General features: G+C 59.9%; 15 protein-coding genes. 11 read left to right on the top strand and 4 right to left on the bottom strand.

All coding sequences use genetic code 11. The features are described 5' to 3' along the window. Positions 1-110: 110 nt before the first annotated feature. From adhP to B8P98_RS13225, 7 genes are all read left to right on the top strand, one after another. Complete coding sequence (adhP, locus tag B8P98_RS13255) at positions 111-1,121, top strand: alcohol dehydrogenase AdhP (protein WP_002906221.1); 1,011 nt, start codon at positions 111-113, stop codon at positions 1,119-1,121. 158 nt (positions 1,122-1,279) lie between these two features. Continuing rightward, positions 1,280-2,902 carry a TIGR04028 family ABC transporter substrate-binding protein gene (locus tag B8P98_RS13250; RefSeq protein ID WP_095033119.1) on the top strand — a complete coding sequence of 541 codons (1,623 nt, stop codon included), beginning with the start codon at positions 1,280-1,282 and terminating at the stop codon, positions 2,900-2,902. A 10-nt stretch (positions 2,903-2,912) separates the two neighbouring features. Next, positions 2,913-3,857: an ABC transporter permease gene (locus B8P98_RS13245; protein WP_025711559.1), complete on the top strand. Its 945-nt coding sequence runs from the start codon at positions 2,913-2,915 to the stop codon at positions 3,855-3,857. Further along, positions 3,854-4,702, top strand: a complete 849-nt coding sequence (locus B8P98_RS13240) for an ABC transporter permease (RefSeq protein ID WP_095033118.1) — start codon at positions 3,854-3,856, stop codon at positions 4,700-4,702. The genes B8P98_RS13245 and B8P98_RS13240 overlap by 4 nt, the downstream gene beginning before the upstream one ends. Then, positions 4,699-6,315 (top strand): dipeptide ABC transporter ATP-binding protein, encoded by a 1,617-nt coding sequence (locus B8P98_RS13235; protein WP_095033117.1) that lies wholly within the window; start codon positions 4,699-4,701, stop codon positions 6,313-6,315. Before B8P98_RS13240 ends, B8P98_RS13235 begins: the two co-directional genes overlap by 4 nt. Continuing rightward, positions 6,315-7,301: a putative FMN-dependent luciferase-like monooxygenase gene (locus tag B8P98_RS13230; RefSeq protein ID WP_167382665.1), complete on the top strand. Its 987-nt coding sequence runs from the start codon at positions 6,315-6,317 to the stop codon at positions 7,299-7,301. Before B8P98_RS13235 ends, B8P98_RS13230 begins: the two co-directional genes overlap by 1 nt. A 9-nt stretch (positions 7,302-7,310) precedes the next feature. Beyond that, on the top strand, positions 7,311-8,402 hold the full coding sequence (locus B8P98_RS13225) for an alkylhydroperoxidase domain protein (protein WP_095033115.1): 1,092 nt from the start codon (positions 7,311-7,313) through the stop codon (positions 8,400-8,402). A gap of 6 nt (positions 8,403-8,408) precedes the next feature. Here the strand turns inward: B8P98_RS13225 and araJ are convergent, their stop codons facing one another. After that, on the bottom strand, positions 8,409-9,563 hold the full coding sequence (gene araJ / locus B8P98_RS13220) for an MFS transporter AraJ (RefSeq protein WP_095033114.1): 1,155 nt from the start codon (positions 9,561-9,563) through the stop codon (positions 8,409-8,411). 264 nt (positions 9,564-9,827) lie between these two features. On the opposite strand from araJ, the gene B8P98_RS13215 reads away from it, so the two are divergent. From B8P98_RS13215 to B8P98_RS13200, 4 genes are all read left to right on the top strand, one after another. Further along, positions 9,828-10,268 carry a VOC family protein gene (locus B8P98_RS13215; RefSeq protein ID WP_025711565.1) on the top strand — a complete coding sequence of 147 codons (441 nt, stop codon included), beginning with the start codon at positions 9,828-9,830 and terminating at the stop codon, positions 10,266-10,268. Positions 10,269-10,335: 67 nt separating this feature from the next. Then, the gene (gene ppk2 / locus B8P98_RS13210; RefSeq protein WP_025711566.1) at positions 10,336-11,154 is read left to right on the top strand and encodes a polyphosphate kinase 2; all 819 of its coding nucleotides are present in this window, start codon (positions 10,336-10,338) and stop codon (positions 11,152-11,154) included. Positions 11,155-11,332: 178 nt separating this feature from the next. Continuing rightward, on the top strand, positions 11,333-11,518 hold the full coding sequence (locus B8P98_RS13205) for a hypothetical protein (protein WP_025711567.1): 186 nt from the start codon (positions 11,333-11,335) through the stop codon (positions 11,516-11,518). Further along, positions 11,515-11,841, top strand: a complete 327-nt coding sequence (locus tag B8P98_RS13200; RefSeq protein ID WP_042929129.1) for a CcdB family protein — start codon at positions 11,515-11,517, stop codon at positions 11,839-11,841. The genes B8P98_RS13205 and B8P98_RS13200 overlap by 4 nt, the downstream gene beginning before the upstream one ends. A 52-nt stretch (positions 11,842-11,893) precedes the next feature. On the opposite strand, the gene fdnI is transcribed toward B8P98_RS13200, so the two are convergent. From fdnI to fdnG, 3 genes are read right to left on the bottom strand one after another with little or no spacing between them, the layout of a single operon-like run. Next, positions 11,894-12,550, bottom strand: a complete 657-nt coding sequence (fdnI, locus tag B8P98_RS13195) for a formate dehydrogenase-N subunit gamma (protein ID WP_025711569.1) — start codon at positions 12,548-12,550, stop codon at positions 11,894-11,896. Then, on the bottom strand, positions 12,543-13,427 hold the full coding sequence (gene fdxH / locus B8P98_RS13190) for a formate dehydrogenase subunit beta (RefSeq protein ID WP_025711570.1): 885 nt from the start codon (positions 13,425-13,427) through the stop codon (positions 12,543-12,545). The genes fdnI and fdxH overlap by 8 nt, the downstream gene beginning before the upstream one ends. 11 nt (positions 13,428-13,438) lie before the next feature. Next, positions 13,439-16,486, bottom strand: a complete 3,048-nt coding sequence (gene fdnG, locus B8P98_RS13185) for a formate dehydrogenase-N subunit alpha (protein ID WP_136025942.1) — start codon at positions 16,484-16,486, stop codon at positions 13,439-13,441. Positions 16,487-16,649 lie beyond the last annotated feature (163 nt).

The raw sequence follows: 16,649 nt of genomic DNA, 5'->3' as shown, positions 1-16,649 counted from the left end.
AAAAAACCACATTCTGTACTAAGCAGCTTGTATTTCCCCGCTCAGCGTCTAATCCTTATTGGGTGCTATTGCATTAATTAAATTAATCAATCCCCCACAAGGAGACAGGCATGAAGGCAGCTGTTGTTACCCACGACCATCAGGTTAACGTCACGGAAAAAACGCTGCGCCCGCTGGAATACGGCGAAGCGCTGTTAAAAATGGAATGCTGCGGCGTGTGTCATACAGACCTGCACGTGAAAAACGGCGATTTTGGCGATAAAACCGGCGTCATTCTCGGCCATGAAGGGATCGGGGTGGTACAAAAAGTCGGCCCGGGCGTCACGTCCCTGAAACCGGGCGATCGTGCCAGCGTAGCGTGGTTCTTCGAAGGCTGTGGCCACTGCGATTACTGTAACAGCGGCAACGAGACGCTGTGCCGTTCGGTGAAAAACGCCGGTTATACCGTCGATGGCGGCATGGCGGAAGAGTGTATCGTCACCGCTAACTATGCGGTAAAAGTGCCGGACGGCCTCGACTCCGCCGCCGCCAGCAGCATCACCTGCGCCGGCGTCACCACCTACAAAGCGGTCAAAGTTTCCCACATCAAACCGGGTCAGTGGATCGCTATCTACGGCCTCGGCGGGCTGGGCAACCTGGCGCTGCAGTATGCGAAGAATGTTTTTAACGCCAAAGTGATCGCTATCGACGTTAACGACGGGCAGCTGGAGCTGGCGGCTTCGATGGGCGCCGACCTGACCATCAACTCCCGTAATGAAGATGCAGCGAAAGTGATTCAGGAAAAAACCGGCGGCGCGCATGCTGCCGTGGTGACCGCGGTGGCTAAAGCGGCCTTTAACTCGGCGGTGGATGCCGTTCGCGCCGGTGGCCGCGTGGTCGCGGTAGGCCTGCCGCCGGAGGCGATGAGCCTCGATATTCCACGTCTGGTGCTCGACGGCATCGAGGTGGTCGGTTCGCTGGTCGGCACCCGTCAGGATCTGGTGGAAGCTTTCCAGTTTGCCGCCGAAGGTAAAGTGGTGCCAAAAGTCACCCTGCGCCCGCTGGAAGATATCAACGCCATCTTTAAAGAGATGGAGCAGGGTCAGATCCGCGGCCGTATGGTTATCGATCTGCGCAGCTAATCGCCGACGCCTCTCCCGTCCGGGAGAGGCGCTTTTCCCTCGCTTCCCGCCCCGGGAAGTAAATGCAATTTCCGCAAATGCTTAGCGCAATTCCTTGCTTCCTTTGTTTTTAGCCGCGCCCGATGATGGCAACACAATAGATAACAAAGGAATTCACCATGCATCGTCATTTTCGCCTGCCCGCGCTGGCCGCGCTGTTTCTCTCTGGCGCCTTTTCCGTCTGGGCTGCCGACACGCCGGTTAAAGGCGGCACCTTGATTTATCTGGAGCAGCAACCGCACACCAATCTCTATCCGCCCGCCGGCGGCTTTTATCCAAATGGCGGAATTCTCAATCAGATAACCGATAAGCTTACCTGGCAGAACCCGAAAACGCTGGAGATTGAGCCGTGGATCGCCGAGAGCTGGACCAGCAATGCCGATAAAACCGAATACACCTTCCACTTGCGCAAAGGCGTCACCTTCTCAGACGGCACCCCGCTGGACGCCGCCGCCGTGGCTAAAAACTTCGACACCTATGGTCTGGGAGATAAAGCCCATCGCCTGCCCGTCTCGGAGGTGATCAATAACTACCAGCGCAGCGAAGTGATCGACCCGCTGACGGTAAAATTTTACTTCAACAAACCGTCGCCGGGCTTCCTGCAGGGCACCGCCACCATCGGCTCCGGTCTGGTGTCCCTCAGCACCCTGCAGCGCAATTTTGAAGCGCTGGGCGATGCCCGGCATATTATCGGCTCCGGGCCCTTTGTGGTGCAGGATGAAAAGCCAGGCCGCGAGCTGACGCTGGTGGCGCGCAAGGATTATCAGTGGGGGCCGAAAAACAGTGCCCAGCAGGGACCGGCTAACCTCGACGGCATCACCTATATTGTGACGCCGGAAGATAGCGTGCGCATCGGCGCGTTGCTGGCGGGCCAGGCGGGCTTTATTCGCCAGGTGCAGGCCTACGATGAGAAGCAGGCGACCGATCAGGGGTTTAAGGTCTACGCGGCCCCTACCCGCGGGGTCAATGACAGCCTGAGCTTCCGCCCGGATAACCCTCTGGTCGCCGACCTGCGGGTGCGTCAGGCCCTGCTCCATGCCACCAACGCCAGGCAGGTGGTGGAGACGCTGTTCTCCGCTAACTACCCGCAAGCCACCTCCGTACTGGCCAGCTCTGCCGCCGGCTATGTCAATCTGAGCGATAAGCTGACCTTCGACCAGGCCAAAGCCCGGCAGTTGCTGGATGAGGCCGGCTGGAAGCCCGCCGCCGACGGTATTCGCAGCAAAGACGGACAGCGGCTGGCGCTAACGGTATATGAGTCGCTGCCGCAGCCGCAGAATAAAGAAGTGCTGCAGCTGATCGCCCAGCAGTGGCGCCAGGTGGGTGTGGCGTTAACCGTCAAAGCCGGGGATGCCGGTAGCCGTACGCTGGACAATCTTGACCCGCAGAAAACCCCGCTCACCGTCTCAGAAGTGGGCCGCGCCGACCCGGATGTGGTGAAAAGTATGTTCTTCCCCAACAACCGCGATGCGCTGCTGCAGAAAGGCGGCTCCAGCGATAAAGTCCAGCACTTTCGCGATGATAAGCTAAATGACCTGCTGACCGGCATCTCCGCGGCGGTAGAGCCGCAGCAACGCCTGCAGTTAACCGGGGACGCCCAGCGCTATCTGATCGACAACGCCTATGTGATCCCTATTTTCGAAGAGCCGCAGGTGTTCGCCGGCGCGCCATGGGTCAAAGGCGTCAGCTTCGAGGCCGTCGGTCGCCCGTCGTTCTACGGCGCGTGGCTGGACAAGCACTAAGAGGCCGGATATGAGCGCTTATCTTCTGCGACGGTTCGGCCAGGGGCTGCTGGTCCTGTGGGCGGCATTTACCCTCACCTTTTTCCTGCTGCAGGTGCTGCCGGGGGATGCGGTGCTGATCAAGTTTCAGAACCCGGACCTCGGCCTCAGCCCGGCGCAAATCGCCGAGATGCGGCTGGCCTACGGCGCCGACAGCCCGCTGTGGCGCCAGTATCTGCATACGTTGCTGGCGATGCTGCACGGCGACTTTGGCTATTCCCTGCAGGCGGGTCTGGCGGTCAGTAGTCTGATTGCCAGCAACCTGCCGGATACCTTAAGCCTCGCCCTGCCGGCCTTTCTGCTGGCGGTGGCGCTGGCGTTCGCCCTCGCTTTCGCCTCGCGGCTGCCGGGGCTGCGCTGGCTGAGCAATTTTCTGCAGTCGCTACCGGTGCTGTTTATCTCTCTGCCTACCTTCTGGCTGGGTATCGCCCTGATCCAGCTGTTTTCCTTTCAGCTGCGCTGGATCCCGGTAATTAACCCTGGTCCGCTGGAGGGACTGATTTTACCGGTTATCGCCGTCGCGCTGCCCATTTCCGCGCCGCTGGCGCAGATCCTGATGCGCAGCATGGATCAGGTGGCGGTTCAGCCCTTCGTCGCGGTCGCCCGCGCCAAGGGCATGAGCGAGACTGGCGTCCTCTGGCACCATGTCATGGGTAACGCCCTGCTGCCAGCGCTGAATATTGCCGGGCTGCTGCTCGGGGAGCTTATTGCCGGGGCGCTGATCACCGAGACCGTCTTCGGCCGCAGCGGCCTCGGCCAGCTGACCCAGCAGGCGGTGAATAACCAGGATATCGCCGTGCTGCAGGCGGTGGTGATGATCTCCGCCCTCGGTTTCGTCCTGATCAACCTGCTGGTCGACCTGGTCATGCCGCGACTGGATCCCCGGCTCCATTTACAGACCGGAGGTGCGAAATGAGCCTGGTCGATTATGCCATCGCGGTTCGCCGCCGCCCGGAATGGCGCAGGGTGCGCCTGCAGCCTGGCCTGTGGCTGGCGTGGGCGGTGATGATCACTGCGCTGTTAATGGCCCTCGCCCCGCAGTGGTTTACCGCCGCGAACCCGCTGGAAGGGATCCCCGGCGCTCAGCGCCTGGCGCCGCAGGCGCACTACTGGCTGGGTACCGACCAGCTGGGGCGCGATCTGTGGACGCGGGTGGTGTACGGCGCGGTACATTCTCTCTCGGCGGCGCTGATCGCCGTCGCCATCGGCCTGGCGTTCGGCACCGCCCTTGGCACCCTCGCCGGGGCGCTGGCCGGTCGCGTGGAATCCACCATCATGCGCCTGGTCGATGTCCTGCTGGCCATCCCCTCCCTGCTGCTGCAGCTGACGGTGATTATTCTGCTCGGTTTCGGTACGGTGAATGCGGCGGTGGCGGTCGGCGTGGCGGCTATCGCCAGCTTCGCGCGCCTGGCGCGGGCGGAGGTGGTGCGCGTGCGCCACAGCGATTACGTCGAAGCAGCCCAGGGCAGCGGGGGCACCTTTCTCGCCGTCTTCTGGCGCCATATTCTGCCCAACTCGCTCACCGCGGTGTTTGCTTTCGCGACGCTGCAGTTCGGTCAGGCGATGCTGGCCCTGGCCACCCTCAGCTTCCTCGGCTACGGCACCCCGCCGCCGGTGCCGGAGTGGGGATTACTGATCGCCGAAGGCCGCAATTACCTGTCAACCGCCTGGTGGCTAACCACCTTCCCCGGCCTCGCCGTGGTCGCCGTGGTCCTTGCCGCCAATCGTCTTAGCCGCCAGTGGAGTGGAGTACGCCCATGACCGTTCTGTCCGTTGAAGATCTGCGCATCAGCTACCGCTCACGGGGCGAATGGCGCGAAGTGGTGCACAACGTCAGTTTTTCCATCCAGCGAGGCGAAATGCTGGCCTTCGTCGGAGAGTCCGGCTCGGGGAAAACCACCACCGCGCAGGCCATAATCGGCCTGCTGGCGGATAACGCCCGCCGCGACGCCGGGCGGATTGTCCTCAATGGCGAAGTGATTAGCGACTGGTCGGCAAAACGCCTGAACCGCCTGCGCGGAGTGAGCATCAGCCTGGTGCCGCAGGACCCCGGCAATTCGCTCAACCCGGTAAAAACCATTGGTCAGCAGGTGGAAGAGATCCTGCGCCTGCATCAGTCCCTCTCCGCCGCTGAACGCCGACAGCAGGTCCTTAACCTGCTCACTAAAGTCGGTCTCAGCCACCCGGAACAGCGTCTTGACCAGTACCCACATCAGCTGTCTGGCGGGATGAAACAGCGAGTGCTGATCGCCATCGCCATTGCCCTGCAGCCGGATCTCATTATTGCCGACGAGCCCACCAGCGCTCTCGACGTCACGGTGCAGAAGCGCATTCTCGATCTGCTTGATATCCTGCGTCACGAATCGGGGACCGCCGTGCTGTTTGTCACCCACGATCTGGCGCTGGCCGCCGAACGCGCCGATCGGATCATGGTATTTCGTCAGGGAGAGATTCAGGAACAGGGTGCCACCGAGGTGATTGTCCAGCGTCCGCAGCACCCTTATACCCGCCAGCTGCTCCACGATCTGCAGGATGCGCCGCTGAGACTGACAGCGGCGCGTCACCGGCCGCTGGCCACACCGGCCATTCGCGTGGCGGGGATCAGCAAACGCTTCTCGCTGGGCAAACAGGCGCTGCAGGCGCTCGACAGCGTCAGCTTTGAGGTCAAACGCGGCAGCACGCACGCGCTGGTGGGGGAATCCGGCTCCGGGAAAACCACCCTGGCGCGGATCCTGCTGGGTTTTGAGCACGCCGATGCCGGACAGGTGACCATCGACGGTATCGACGCCGGGCATCTCAGCCGCGAGGCGCAGCGGCAGCTGCGACGCAAAATCCAGTTTGTCTACCAGAACCCCTTCGCCTCACTCGACCCGCGTCAGACGCTGTTTGCGATTATCGAAGAGCCGTTAAAAAACTTCGAACGCCTCAGCGCCCCGGCGCGTCGCCTGCGCGTGGAGAACGTCGCCGCGCGGGTGGCGCTGGCTCCGGAGCTGCTGTCGCGTACGCCGCGGGAGCTCTCCGGCGGCCAGCGGCAGCGGGTGGCGATTGCCCGGGCGCTGATCCTCGAGCCGGCCATTCTGGTGCTTGACGAAGCGACCTCGGCGCTCGACGTCACCGTTCAGGCACAGATCCTCGCCCTGCTGCAACAGTTACAGCAGCAGCTGGGTCTGAGCTACCTGTTTATTACCCACGATCTGGCGACGGTCCGGCGCATCGCCGACAGCGTCACGGTGCTGCGTGCCGGCCAGGTGGTGGAGCATGGCGACGTTGACCGCCTGTTCGCCACCCCGCAGCAGGCCTACACCCGCGAGCTGATCGCCGCCATCCCCCAGGTTTCCCCCCGCTTAGTACAGGCCCACACGGAGAATGCATAATGCCTAAACGCCTCGGCTTTTTTACCCGTCTGCTCGATCAGGGCTCCGCGCAAACGCGCTACCGGCTGGCGGCCGAACAGATCCGCCACGCGGAGCGCTTGGGCTTCGACAGCGCCTGGATTGCCCAGCACCATTTTCATGAACAGGAAGGCGGCCTGCCTTCGCCGCTGGTGTTTCTCGCCCACGTCGCGGCGCAGACCGACCGGATCCGTCTCGGCACGGCGATTATCACTCTGCCAATGGAAAATCCGCTGCGCGTCGCCGAAGACGCGGCGGTACTGGATTTACTCACCGACGGGCGACTGGAGGTGGGGTTTGGCTCCGGCGGCACGCCAACCTCGTTTCTGCCCTTCGGCCTGACCAGCGAGCAGCGCGGGGCGGTATTTGCCGACCATCTTCACCTGATCCACAGCGCCTGGCGCGGCGACACGCTGAGCCACCCGGACAACCATCTCTACCCGCCGGCGCCGCAGCTGGCGGAGCGGATCTGGATCGCCACCTTCTCGGTGGAGGGCGCCATCCGCGCCGGTCAGGCGGGGCACGGGCTGATGCTGTCGCGCACTCAGCCACGGCCGTCCGGAGAACCACGGCTGCCGCTGGACGCCATTCAGAACCCGATCATCGACGCCTACCTGGCGGCGCTGCCGGACGGCGTTGCGCCGCGGATCCTCGCCTCGCGCACCGCCTTCGTCGCCGACAGTCACGCCCACGCCCTGCAGGTGGCCGAGCCCGGTCTGCGCAAACAGGCGACACAGCACCGGGCGGCGGGTCATACGATCGAAGGTGACAGTGTCACTGACTTTTTGCAACAACTGGATGCCCACGTCGGCGATCCTGAGCATGTTATTGCCTCCCTCGCTAAGGACAGCGTGCTGGCCCGCGCCACCGATATTTCGTTTCAGGTGCACTCTGTCGAGCCTTCGCACCGGGATACGCTGCGTTCCATTGAGCTGATCGCTCAGCATATTGCCCCCCACATCAGATAAGGAGTCACCATGACGCTGAGTCAGGATATTCTGGCCGAACTGGCGGAGATCGCCGCCGGTTCCCCGCTCGACCAGGCGCGCGCAGTACGCGACGCCGCTACCCGTCACGCCCAGGGAAGTTATGAAGTGCTGTTCAGCCAGCAGGACGCTGACTTTCCTCTTGATGAACGCTTCGCGGTGGCCGCGAAGGTAGCGAAATTACACCAGGCAGACGCGCTGGCGGCGCACTATGCCGGCTTTGGCCTAGCCGACCCGACCACCGATCGTCTGGTCCCGGCGCTGGCGTTCGCCCGCCTGTTGACCTTCACTCCTGTCGAAGCGACTCCCGGCGCGCTGCACACCTTGACCAGCGCGGGCTGGAGCCTGCGCGGCATCGTCACCCTGGCGCAGCTGGTGGCCTTTGTCAGCTTCCAGAGCCGACTGCTGCTGGGCCTGCGGGCGCTCAACCATAAACCGATCGTCATCGCCGATTCGCCGGTGGTCGCCGGGTACTGGCACACCACACCGCATACCCAGAGCGGCAAAGCGGCCCCGGTTCGCTTCACCCGCGACGAGCTGCACTGGGAACCCTGGCTGGCCGATAAACCGCTGGCGGAATTCAGCGCTGAAGAGCAGGCGACTCTGGCCAAATATGGCCATAGCGACTCCCCCTACTTTCGCCTGCTGGCGCGCAATCAGCCGGTGCTGGAGCAGCGGACCCTGACCGATAAAGGCATTTTCTATACCCCGGGAGGATTGCCGCGCGCCGAGCGCGAGCTGGCGGCCACGGTGACCAGCAAAATCAACGGTTGTATCTATTGCGCCTCGGTGCATGCCCGCAAAGCGGCGCAGCTGGCGAAGGACGAGACCGCCGTGGACACGCTGCTGGCGGTCACGCCGGGAGAGAATCTGCGCGACGGGCAGTCGCCGCGCTGGCAGGCGGAGATCGACGCCGCCGCCGCGCTGTCGGTGACGCCACCCGCGTTAAACGCCGGCCATCTGGCGGCGCTTGATGCGCAGGGTTTAGAGACCCTGGCCCAGCTGGATCTGCTACAGTCGGCGGCCTTTTTCGCCTGGGCCAACCGCCTGATGCTGACGCTTGGGGAGCCCTGGCGCGAGTAAGCGGCGTCAGACGGCCTGCCGCCGCTGGTGACAGCCATAGATGAGCAAGGCGCTCATCGCCAGAAACGACAGCGCGGCGGCGGGGAGCGCCACGCTGTTCCAGCCGAAGCCCTGGGCGATCATCATCCCGCCGCAGAAGGCGCCGATAGCGCTGCCGAGGTTAAAGGCGATCTGTCCCCCTGCCGCCCCCAGCATCTCGCCGCCTTTGGCGTTCTGCAGCAACAGGATCTGCAGCGGCGCCGACAGGGCAAACAGCCCGGCACAGCAGAGAAACGCCAGCGCCAGCGAAGCGACTTTGTGCTCACCGAAGGCAAAGATCAGCAGCAGCGTCACCGCAATCGCCCCGTCGGTTATCGCCGCGATACGCAGCGGGCTGTAGCGCCCGGAAATTTTGCCGCTGAGCAAATTGCCGACCACCATTCCCAGCCCCGCCAGCATCATAATCAGCATCATCCGGCTTTCGGCAAAGCCCGAGACATGGATCATAAAGGGTTTGATATAGCTGAACCAGGCAAACACGCCGGCGTTACCGAACATGGTGGCGGCGAAAATCAGCCACGGCGCCGGCGACGCCAGAAAACGAAACTGCTCGCGCAACCGGGTGGAGGCCCGGTCATAAAGCGTGGGCACCCAGCAGAAGATCGCCAGGAATACCGCCACGTTAAACACCGCGATAAGCGCAAAGGTATAGCGCCAGCTAAAGTGATGCCCGAGCCAGGTGCCACCCGGCACGCCCACCAGGTTAGCCAGCGTCATGCCGCCAATCATCCCCGCCACCGCGGCGGTCACTTTCCCCGGCGGCGCGATTTTCGACAGGATAATCGCCCCCACGCCAAAGAACGCCCCATGAGGGAAACCGGAAACCAGCCGGCCAAGCGCCAGCATGGGGTAGCTGCTGGAGACGGTAAACAGGGTGTTACCGAGAAGGCACAGCGCGGCAAGAAACAGCATCACCGATTTCAGGGAATACCGGCTGGACAGCAGCGCCATGATCGGCGCGCCAATCACCACGCCGAAAGCGTACCAGGCAATCATATTGCCGGCGGCGGGGATAGATATCCCGACATCGTGCGCCAGCTCCGGCAGCACGCCCATAATGCCAAATTCCGCCATGCCGAGTCCGAAGGTGCCCAGCGCCAATGAAAAAATCGTTTTTTTCATACATCTGTTAGGGGTATTGAGAGACGGCCGGCATTATTGACCATCCTGCCCCGACACACCAGCTAAAAACGCCCGACGGCAGTTTCCTCCATACAACGGCCTGATTCGTTCATGCCCCCCAGCAGCGTGGCATACCGGCAGCGTGGTTTCGCAGTGACAATCCCCTATCAAAATCAGTGGGCTCAAAGGGATAAACGCCTAATTGATCACAAGTTAACTTGAGGTTGTAAAGTCAAAACATCGTTCATCTCGGGAGAATTATCCATGCAAACTGTTGATGTCGGCTTTACCCATGTTGCCTTTACCGTCCGCTGTCTGGCCAGCAGCATCGATTTTTATACCCGCTATACGGCGATGACCGTTATTCACCAACGCGAACCCGATCTCCCCTCGGCGCGGAAAGTGGCATGGCTCAGCGACCGCACCCGGCCTTTCGCCCTGGTGCTGGTGCAAAGTGACGATCCGGCCGATACGCCGCTGGGACCGTTCGGCCATCTCGGCGTCGCCTGTGCTACCCAGGCCGAGATCGATGAGAAAGTAGCCCTCGCACGGCGGGAAGGTGTTTTACGCCGGGAACCGGAGCAGCTGGGCGATCCGGTGGGTTATTTCGCCTTCTTTGCCGACCCGGACGGCAACACCCTGGAGCTGTCGTGGGGACAGCGGGTGGGTCTGGAAGTCATCCAGACGGCAAAACCCGGCGAATAATTTTCCATCGCCTCGCCGGAGGAGGATTACACTTCAAAGGGATACCCCGGCAACACGGAGCATGGCGATGGGCAACAAGAAAAGCGGTAATCCGGTCGACACGGCGGCAAAAATCGCGCCGCTCGACAACAAAGCGTATGAGAAAGCGCTGCGCAAACTCCACGTTGAGCTGGTGAAACTGCAGCGCTGGGTGGTGCATAAGGGACTGAAAGTATGCATTGTCTTTGAAGGCCGGGACGGCGCCGGGAAAGGCGGCACCATTAAGGCGATCACCGAGCGCGTCAGCCCGCGTATCTTCCGGGTCGTGGCCTTACCCTCGCCCACCGAGCGCGAAAAAAGCCAGCTCTATTTTCAGCGCTATATCAAGCATCTCCCGGCGGCCGGCGAGATCGTGATTTTCGATCGCAGCTGGTACAACCGCGCCGGCGTTGAGCGGGTGATGGGCTTTTGTACGCCGGAAGAGGTACAGAAGTTTCTCGACGGCGCGCCGATGGTGGAGCGAGGTATGGTCGAATCGGGCATTATTCTGCTCAAGTACTGGCTGGAGGTCTCGCCGCAGGAGCAGGAGCGCCGCCTGCGGGATCGCATCGACGACGGGCGTAAAATCTGGAAGCTCTCGCCGATGGACATCAAATCTTTCAACCGCTGGGATGAATATACCGCCGCCCGCGACGCCATGTTCGCCGCCACCGACACCGCCTGGGCGCCGTGGTTCGTCGCCCGTTCAGAAGATAAAAAGCGCGTGCGTCTGAATATCATTACCCATCTGCTGTCGCAGATCCCGTATGAAGCGTTACCGGTGGAGCATGTGACGCTGCCGAAGCGCAAAATTGGCAAAATGAAACAGACCAATTTCCCCTTCCGCTTTATTCCAGAGAAGTTTTGATTATTTCCTGCAGCGCTGGTTAATACCAGCGCCAGGTTTATTACAATAACCATGACTATTTCAGGCTGTTACTTTCCTCTGGAAGCTGCTTCGCAAAATAAATATTAAAGTTCCTGCTGGGATTTATTTTTTAGTGAGTAAAGTGAATAATCACAGAACCAACCGCAAGGAGCCTATGATGAAAAGTAATACGCTACGTAAAAGACCCACTGACGTACCCGTCCAGAAGGCGTCAGCACAGCCAGGTAAGGATTTACGAGAAGCAGATAAACAGCGACAGCACAAGGAATTCATTGCCGCAATGAATGAATTTATTGCAAAAGGAGGCACTCTTACTGATGATGAATTTTTCAGGGTACTATGATGCTTGAACAATTCAATGTTTATCGGAATTGTTCTGCTCAGACAAATAAAACCCTGCCGTATTATATGATCGTGCAGAATGATTATTATGCAGACCTGGCCACGAGAGTCATTATTCCTTTAATGCGACCACAACAGTTACCACGCTGGCATCAGCATGTCGTACCAAGGATAAATATAGAATTTGACAGCTTTTTACTTTGTACGCCAATGATTAGTAACTTAAATAATAAACGGATCCAGCCACAGGATTTCGTCTGCAATCTGAATCATGCGCGCCAGGGCGTTATCGATTCAATCGATACACTTATCACGAACTCCTGACTGTCGGTAACCCGCTCCGACATCTCCGGAGCGGGTTTCGCGCCGTGAAGGCTTACTTCATCCCTTCGCGACTCTCTTTCATCGCTTCCAGGCGTTCGACATCACGATACCAGCGCGGGTGGTGTTTCTTCGCCCAGCGGCGGCTGACCTTACCCTCAATCATCCCCTTAATCGACCCTTTGACCCAGAATGCCATATACATATGGATAAGGATGGCGTGGATCAGGATAATCGCCGAGGTGGCATGGATCAGCAGGCTGTAACGAATGACCTGAATCGGAAAATACGGCGCAAAATACGGCCGCCAGATAATCACTCCGGTCACCAGCAGCACGAAAATCATGCTCATGATGGTCCAGAACATCATCTTCTGCCCGGCGTTATATTTACCGACCCGCGCAACCTTATGTTCGTTGCCTTTCAGCACCTCCACAATGCCCTTCAGCCAGGGAATATCCTGCTTATCCGGAATATTGTGGTGCACAAAACGCACAAACATAAACATCAGCGCGACAAAAATCAGCACCCCGAAAAACGGGTGCAGGATACGCCCCATCTGCGGCGTGCCGAAGGTTTCCGTTAGCCACTGCAGCGTCGGGAAGAAGAACGAAATTCCCGACAGCGCCACGAGGAAGAAACCGATCACTACCGTCCAGTGACAGGCGCGGTCGATAAACGTTGTGCGCACAATCATCTTCGATTTACTCATCATGCTCCTCCTCGTCATCGTCAACTTCCTTGTTCGGACCGATACCGATGTAGTGGTAAATCAGTCCGGCAAAGGTGGCGATAAAGCCCGCGGCCGCCAGCGGTTTAAGCGCCCCCTTCCACAGACTGATACTGGTATCGATCTGCGGTTCCTTCGGCAGCTTGTGATACAGCTCCGGCTGGTCGGCATGATGCAGGACGTACATCACGTGGGTGCCGCCGACGCCCGGCGGGTTGTAAATCCCGGCGTTGGCATAACCGCGTTTTTTAAGCTTATCCACCCGCTCCTGCGCCACCTCCAGCATCTCTTTTTTCGTGCCAAAGTGGATAGCGCCGGTAGGACAGGTTTTCACGCAGGCCGGCTCCTGACCAACGCTGACCCTGTCCACGCACAAGGTGCATTTATAGACCCGGTTATCCTCTTTATTAAGACGCGGGACGTTAAACGGACACCCGGCAATGCAGTAGCCGCAGCCGATGCAGTTTTCCTGCTGGAAATCGACGATGCCGTTGGCGTACTGAATAATCGCCCCGGCGGACGGACAGGCCTTCAGGCAGCCCGGATCTTCGCAGTGCATACAGCCATCCTTGCGGATAAGCCACTCCAGCTTGCCGTTCTGTTCGGTCTCGCTAAAGCGCATTACCGTCCAGGATTTGGCGCTGAGATCCGCCGGGTTGTCGTACACGCCGACGCAGTGCCCCACTTCATCGCGGATATCATTCCACTCGGAACAGGCCACCTGGCAGGCTTTACAGCCCACGCAGGAGGAGACATCGATAAGCTTGGCGACTTCCGCCTTATAGTCCCGCGCGCGCGGCGCGGGGGTGATCGGGTTGGTCGCGGAGCGTTTAATAATGTCTTGTGTTTCCATCGCCATTGAATCGCTCCTTACGCTTTCTCGATGTTGACCAAAAACGCCTTATACTCCGGCGTTTGCGAGTTGGAATCGCCGACGTTAGGCGTCAGGGTGTTGGCGATATAGCCTTTGCGGGCCACACCTTCAAACCCCCAGTGCAGCGGGATCCCGACGGTCTCCACCGGCTGGCCGTTGACGTTCAGCGTGCGCAGTCGGCGGGTCACCACGGCAACCGCGCGAATAAAGCCGCGTTTGCTGCTGACTTTCACCCAGTCGCCGTTAGCGATACCTTTGCTTTTCGCCAGCCCTTCGCTGATTTCGACAAACTGTTCCGGCTGCGCAATCGCATTAAGCAGCGCATGCTTGGTCCAGGTATGGAAGTGTTCGGTCAGGCGATAGGTGGTCCCGACATACGGGAACGTATCCTTCTTACCTAAGCGAATGGCGTCCTCTTCATACAACCGCACCACCGGGCTGGAGACCACCTTCGGGTGCAGCGGGTTGGTGCCAAGCGGCGTTTCCATCGGCTCGTAGTGTTCCGGGAATGGCCCCTCCGCCAGTTTATCGAGCGCAAACAGGCGCCCCAGGCCCTCCTGCTGCATGATAAACGGCCCGGTGTTGCTCCCCGGCGGCGCGGTATTGAAGTCCGGAATATCATTCCCGACCCACTTACTGCCGTTCCACTGGATCAGCATCCGCTTCGCATCCCACGGCTTGCCGTTGATATCGGCTGAGGCGCGGTTATACAACACCCGGCGATTGAGCGGCCACGCCCAGGCCCAGCCGAGCGTATTGCCCAGGCCCGAAGGATCGGCGTTATCGCGATTCGCCATCTGGTTACCCTGCTCGGTCCAGCAGCCGGTGTAGATCCAGCAAGATGACGCGGTGCTGCCGTCATCGCGCAGCAGCGCGAAGCTATTGAGCAGTTGCCCTTTTTTCGCCAGCAGCACCCCATTGCCATCGTAGAGATCCGCCAGCGCGTAGCCGTTGTTCTCTTTTGCAACCTCTTCCGATTCCGGATGATCTGGCTGCTTATAACTCCAGCTCATTTTCAGCAACGGTTCCGCGCCCTTGCCACCTTCGCGACGGTACAGCTCGCGCAAACAGTGATAGATCCCGGCCAGGATTTCGCCATCGTTGCGCGCTTCCCCCGGCGCGTCCTGGCCTTTCCAGTGCCACTGCAGCCAGCGGCCGGAGTTGGCGATCGAACCATCTTCTTCGGCAAAGCAGGTCGACGGCAGACGGAAGACTTCGGTCTGAATCGCAGCCGGGTCGACATCATTAGACTCGCCGTGGTTCTGCCAGAAGGTGGAGGTCTCGGTCACCAGCGGATCGATAACCACCATATATTTCAGCTTACTGAGACTACGCACCACTTTGTTTTTGTCCGGGAAGGACGCCACCGGGTTGAAGCCCTGGCAGATGTAGCCGGTGACGTTGCCGTTATCCATCATATTGAAATACTTGATAACGTCGTAGGCCTGATCCCATTTCGGCAGCCAGTTGAAGCCCCAGTCGTTCTCTTTCTGCGCCGCCTCACCGTAGAACGACTTCATCAGGCTGACGAAAAATTTCGGGTAATTGCTCCAGTAGTTCACCTGCCCGGGTAGCGTCGCCTTTGGCGTGTTGGCGCTGAGGTAGCTTTGCAGGTCGGCCTGTTTGTCCGATGGCAGCGTCAAATAGCCCGGCAGGCTGGTCGACAGCAGGCCCAAATCGGTCAGCCCCTGAATGTTGGAGTGGCCGCGCAGGGCATTGACGCCGCCGCCGGCCATGCCCATGTTGCCGAGCAGCAGCTGAATCATCGCCATGGTGCGGATGTTCTGCGCGCCGACGGTGTGCTGCGTCCAGCCCAGGGCATACAGGAAGGTGGTGGTGCGGTCTGCAGCGCTGGTTGACGCCAGCACCTCACACACTTTAAGGAAGTCCGCTTTCGGCGTACCGCAGATGTTTTCGACCACTTCCGGCGTGTAGCGGGAAACATGCTGCCTGAGCAGATTCCACACGCAGCGCGGGTGGCTGAGCGTTTCATCGCGTTTGGCGTAGCCGTTTTCATCGAACTGGTAGTTCCAGGACGATTTATCGTACTGGCGTTTTTGCGCATCGTAGCCGCTGAACAGGCCCTCTTCGAAGGCAAAATCATCCCGCACCAGCAGGCTGGCATTGGTGTAATGCTTCACGTACTCGGCATTGATCTTATTATTTTCGATCAGGTACAGCAGCACGCCCGACAGGAAGGTAATGTCGGTACCGGAACGAATCGGCGCATAGATATCGGCCACCGAGGCCGTGCGCGTAAAGCGCGGGTCAACGACGATAAGCGTAGCATCGTTATTATTTTTCGCTTCCATCGCCCAGCGGAAACCCACCGGATGGGCTTCGGCGGCGTTACCGCCCATCACCACCACGACGTTGGCGTTTTTGATATCAACCCAGTGGTTGGTCATCGCACCGCGACCAAATGTTGGAGCAAGACTTGCTACCGTTGGTCCGTGTCAGACGCGCGCCTGGTTGTCTACCGCCAGCATACCCAGCGAGCGCACGAATTTTTGCGTCAGCATGCCGGTCTCATTGCTTGCCGCCGAGGCGCACAGCATCCCGGTGGAAAGCCAGCGGTTAACCGTGACGCCCTGCTCGTTCTTTTCAATAAAGTTAGCGTCACGGTCGGCTTTCATCAGTCGGGCGATACGGCTAAAGGCTTCATCCCAGGAGATGCGCTGCCATTTATCCGAGCCCGGCGCGCGGTATTGCGGATAACGCAGACGGTTTTCGCTGTGGACATAGTCCAGCAGGCCGGCGCCTTTCGGGCACAGTGCGCCCCGGCTCACCGGATGGTCCGGGTCCCCTTCGATATGGTAAATCGCTTCTTTGGCGTTTTTCGCGCCGTCGCCGAGGCTATACATTAATAGCCCGCAGCCCACGGAGCAGTAGGTGCAGGTGTTGCGGATCTCTTTCGCTCGCAGCAGTTTATAGTTGCGTGCCTGAGCCAGCGCCATTTTGGGGGCAAAACCCAGAGCGGCGGCTGTGGTTCCGGCCATACCGCCTGCGCAGATCTTAAAGAATTTTCTGCGGCTGACGTCCATTGCATTCCTCCATGCAGGATGTTGATTCATCGCGCGGAGGAAACTAACAGCAAAATGCCGGGAAAATTTGCGTCAAATCAAGGAGGAAAACCAACGCCCCCTTAATCGCCAGCCAGGGTCATTTTCGTTAATCCCTAAGGGTTAGCGACGGCGGAAAATTTCA

Origin of the sequence: Klebsiella quasivariicola (assembly GCF_002269255.1) — a bacterium.
Classification (GTDB): Bacteria; Pseudomonadota; Gammaproteobacteria; order Enterobacterales; family Enterobacteriaceae; genus Klebsiella; species Klebsiella quasivariicola.
The sequence above is the reverse complement of the archived record's forward strand: the minus strand, read 5'-3'. Positions and strand labels throughout refer to the sequence as shown.

What these genes read in the sequence shown, in the direction of transcription:
- adhP (WP_002906221.1), top strand. Translation starts at nt 111, where the DNA reads ATGAAGGCAGCTGTTGTTACCCACGACCATCAGGTTAACGTCACGGAA.
- B8P98_RS13250 (WP_095033119.1), top strand. Translation starts at nt 1,280, where the DNA reads ATGCATCGTCATTTTCGCCTGCCCGCGCTGGCCGCGCTGTTTCTCTCT.
- B8P98_RS13245 (WP_025711559.1), top strand. Translation starts at nt 2,913, where the DNA reads ATGAGCGCTTATCTTCTGCGACGGTTCGGCCAGGGGCTGCTGGTCCTG.
- B8P98_RS13240 (WP_095033118.1), top strand. Translation starts at nt 3,854, where the DNA reads ATGAGCCTGGTCGATTATGCCATCGCGGTTCGCCGCCGCCCGGAATGG.
- B8P98_RS13235 (WP_095033117.1), top strand. Translation starts at nt 4,699, where the DNA reads ATGACCGTTCTGTCCGTTGAAGATCTGCGCATCAGCTACCGCTCACGG.
- B8P98_RS13230 (WP_167382665.1), top strand. Translation starts at nt 6,315, where the DNA reads ATGCCTAAACGCCTCGGCTTTTTTACCCGTCTGCTCGATCAGGGCTCC.
- B8P98_RS13225 (WP_095033115.1), top strand. Translation starts at nt 7,311, where the DNA reads ATGACGCTGAGTCAGGATATTCTGGCCGAACTGGCGGAGATCGCCGCC.
- araJ (WP_095033114.1), bottom strand. Translation starts at nt 9,563, where the DNA reads ATGAAAAAAACGATTTTTTCATTGGCGCTGGGCACCTTCGGACTCGGC.
- B8P98_RS13215 (WP_025711565.1), top strand. Translation starts at nt 9,828, where the DNA reads ATGCAAACTGTTGATGTCGGCTTTACCCATGTTGCCTTTACCGTCCGC.
- ppk2 (WP_025711566.1), top strand. Translation starts at nt 10,336, where the DNA reads ATGGGCAACAAGAAAAGCGGTAATCCGGTCGACACGGCGGCAAAAATC.
- B8P98_RS13205 (WP_025711567.1), top strand. Translation starts at nt 11,333, where the DNA reads ATGAAAAGTAATACGCTACGTAAAAGACCCACTGACGTACCCGTCCAG.
- B8P98_RS13200 (WP_042929129.1), top strand. Translation starts at nt 11,515, where the DNA reads ATGATGCTTGAACAATTCAATGTTTATCGGAATTGTTCTGCTCAGACA.
- fdnI (WP_025711569.1), bottom strand. Translation starts at nt 12,550, where the DNA reads ATGAGTAAATCGAAGATGATTGTGCGCACAACGTTTATCGACCGCGCC.
- fdxH (WP_025711570.1), bottom strand. Translation starts at nt 13,427, where the DNA reads ATGGCGATGGAAACACAAGACATTATTAAACGCTCCGCGACCAACCCG.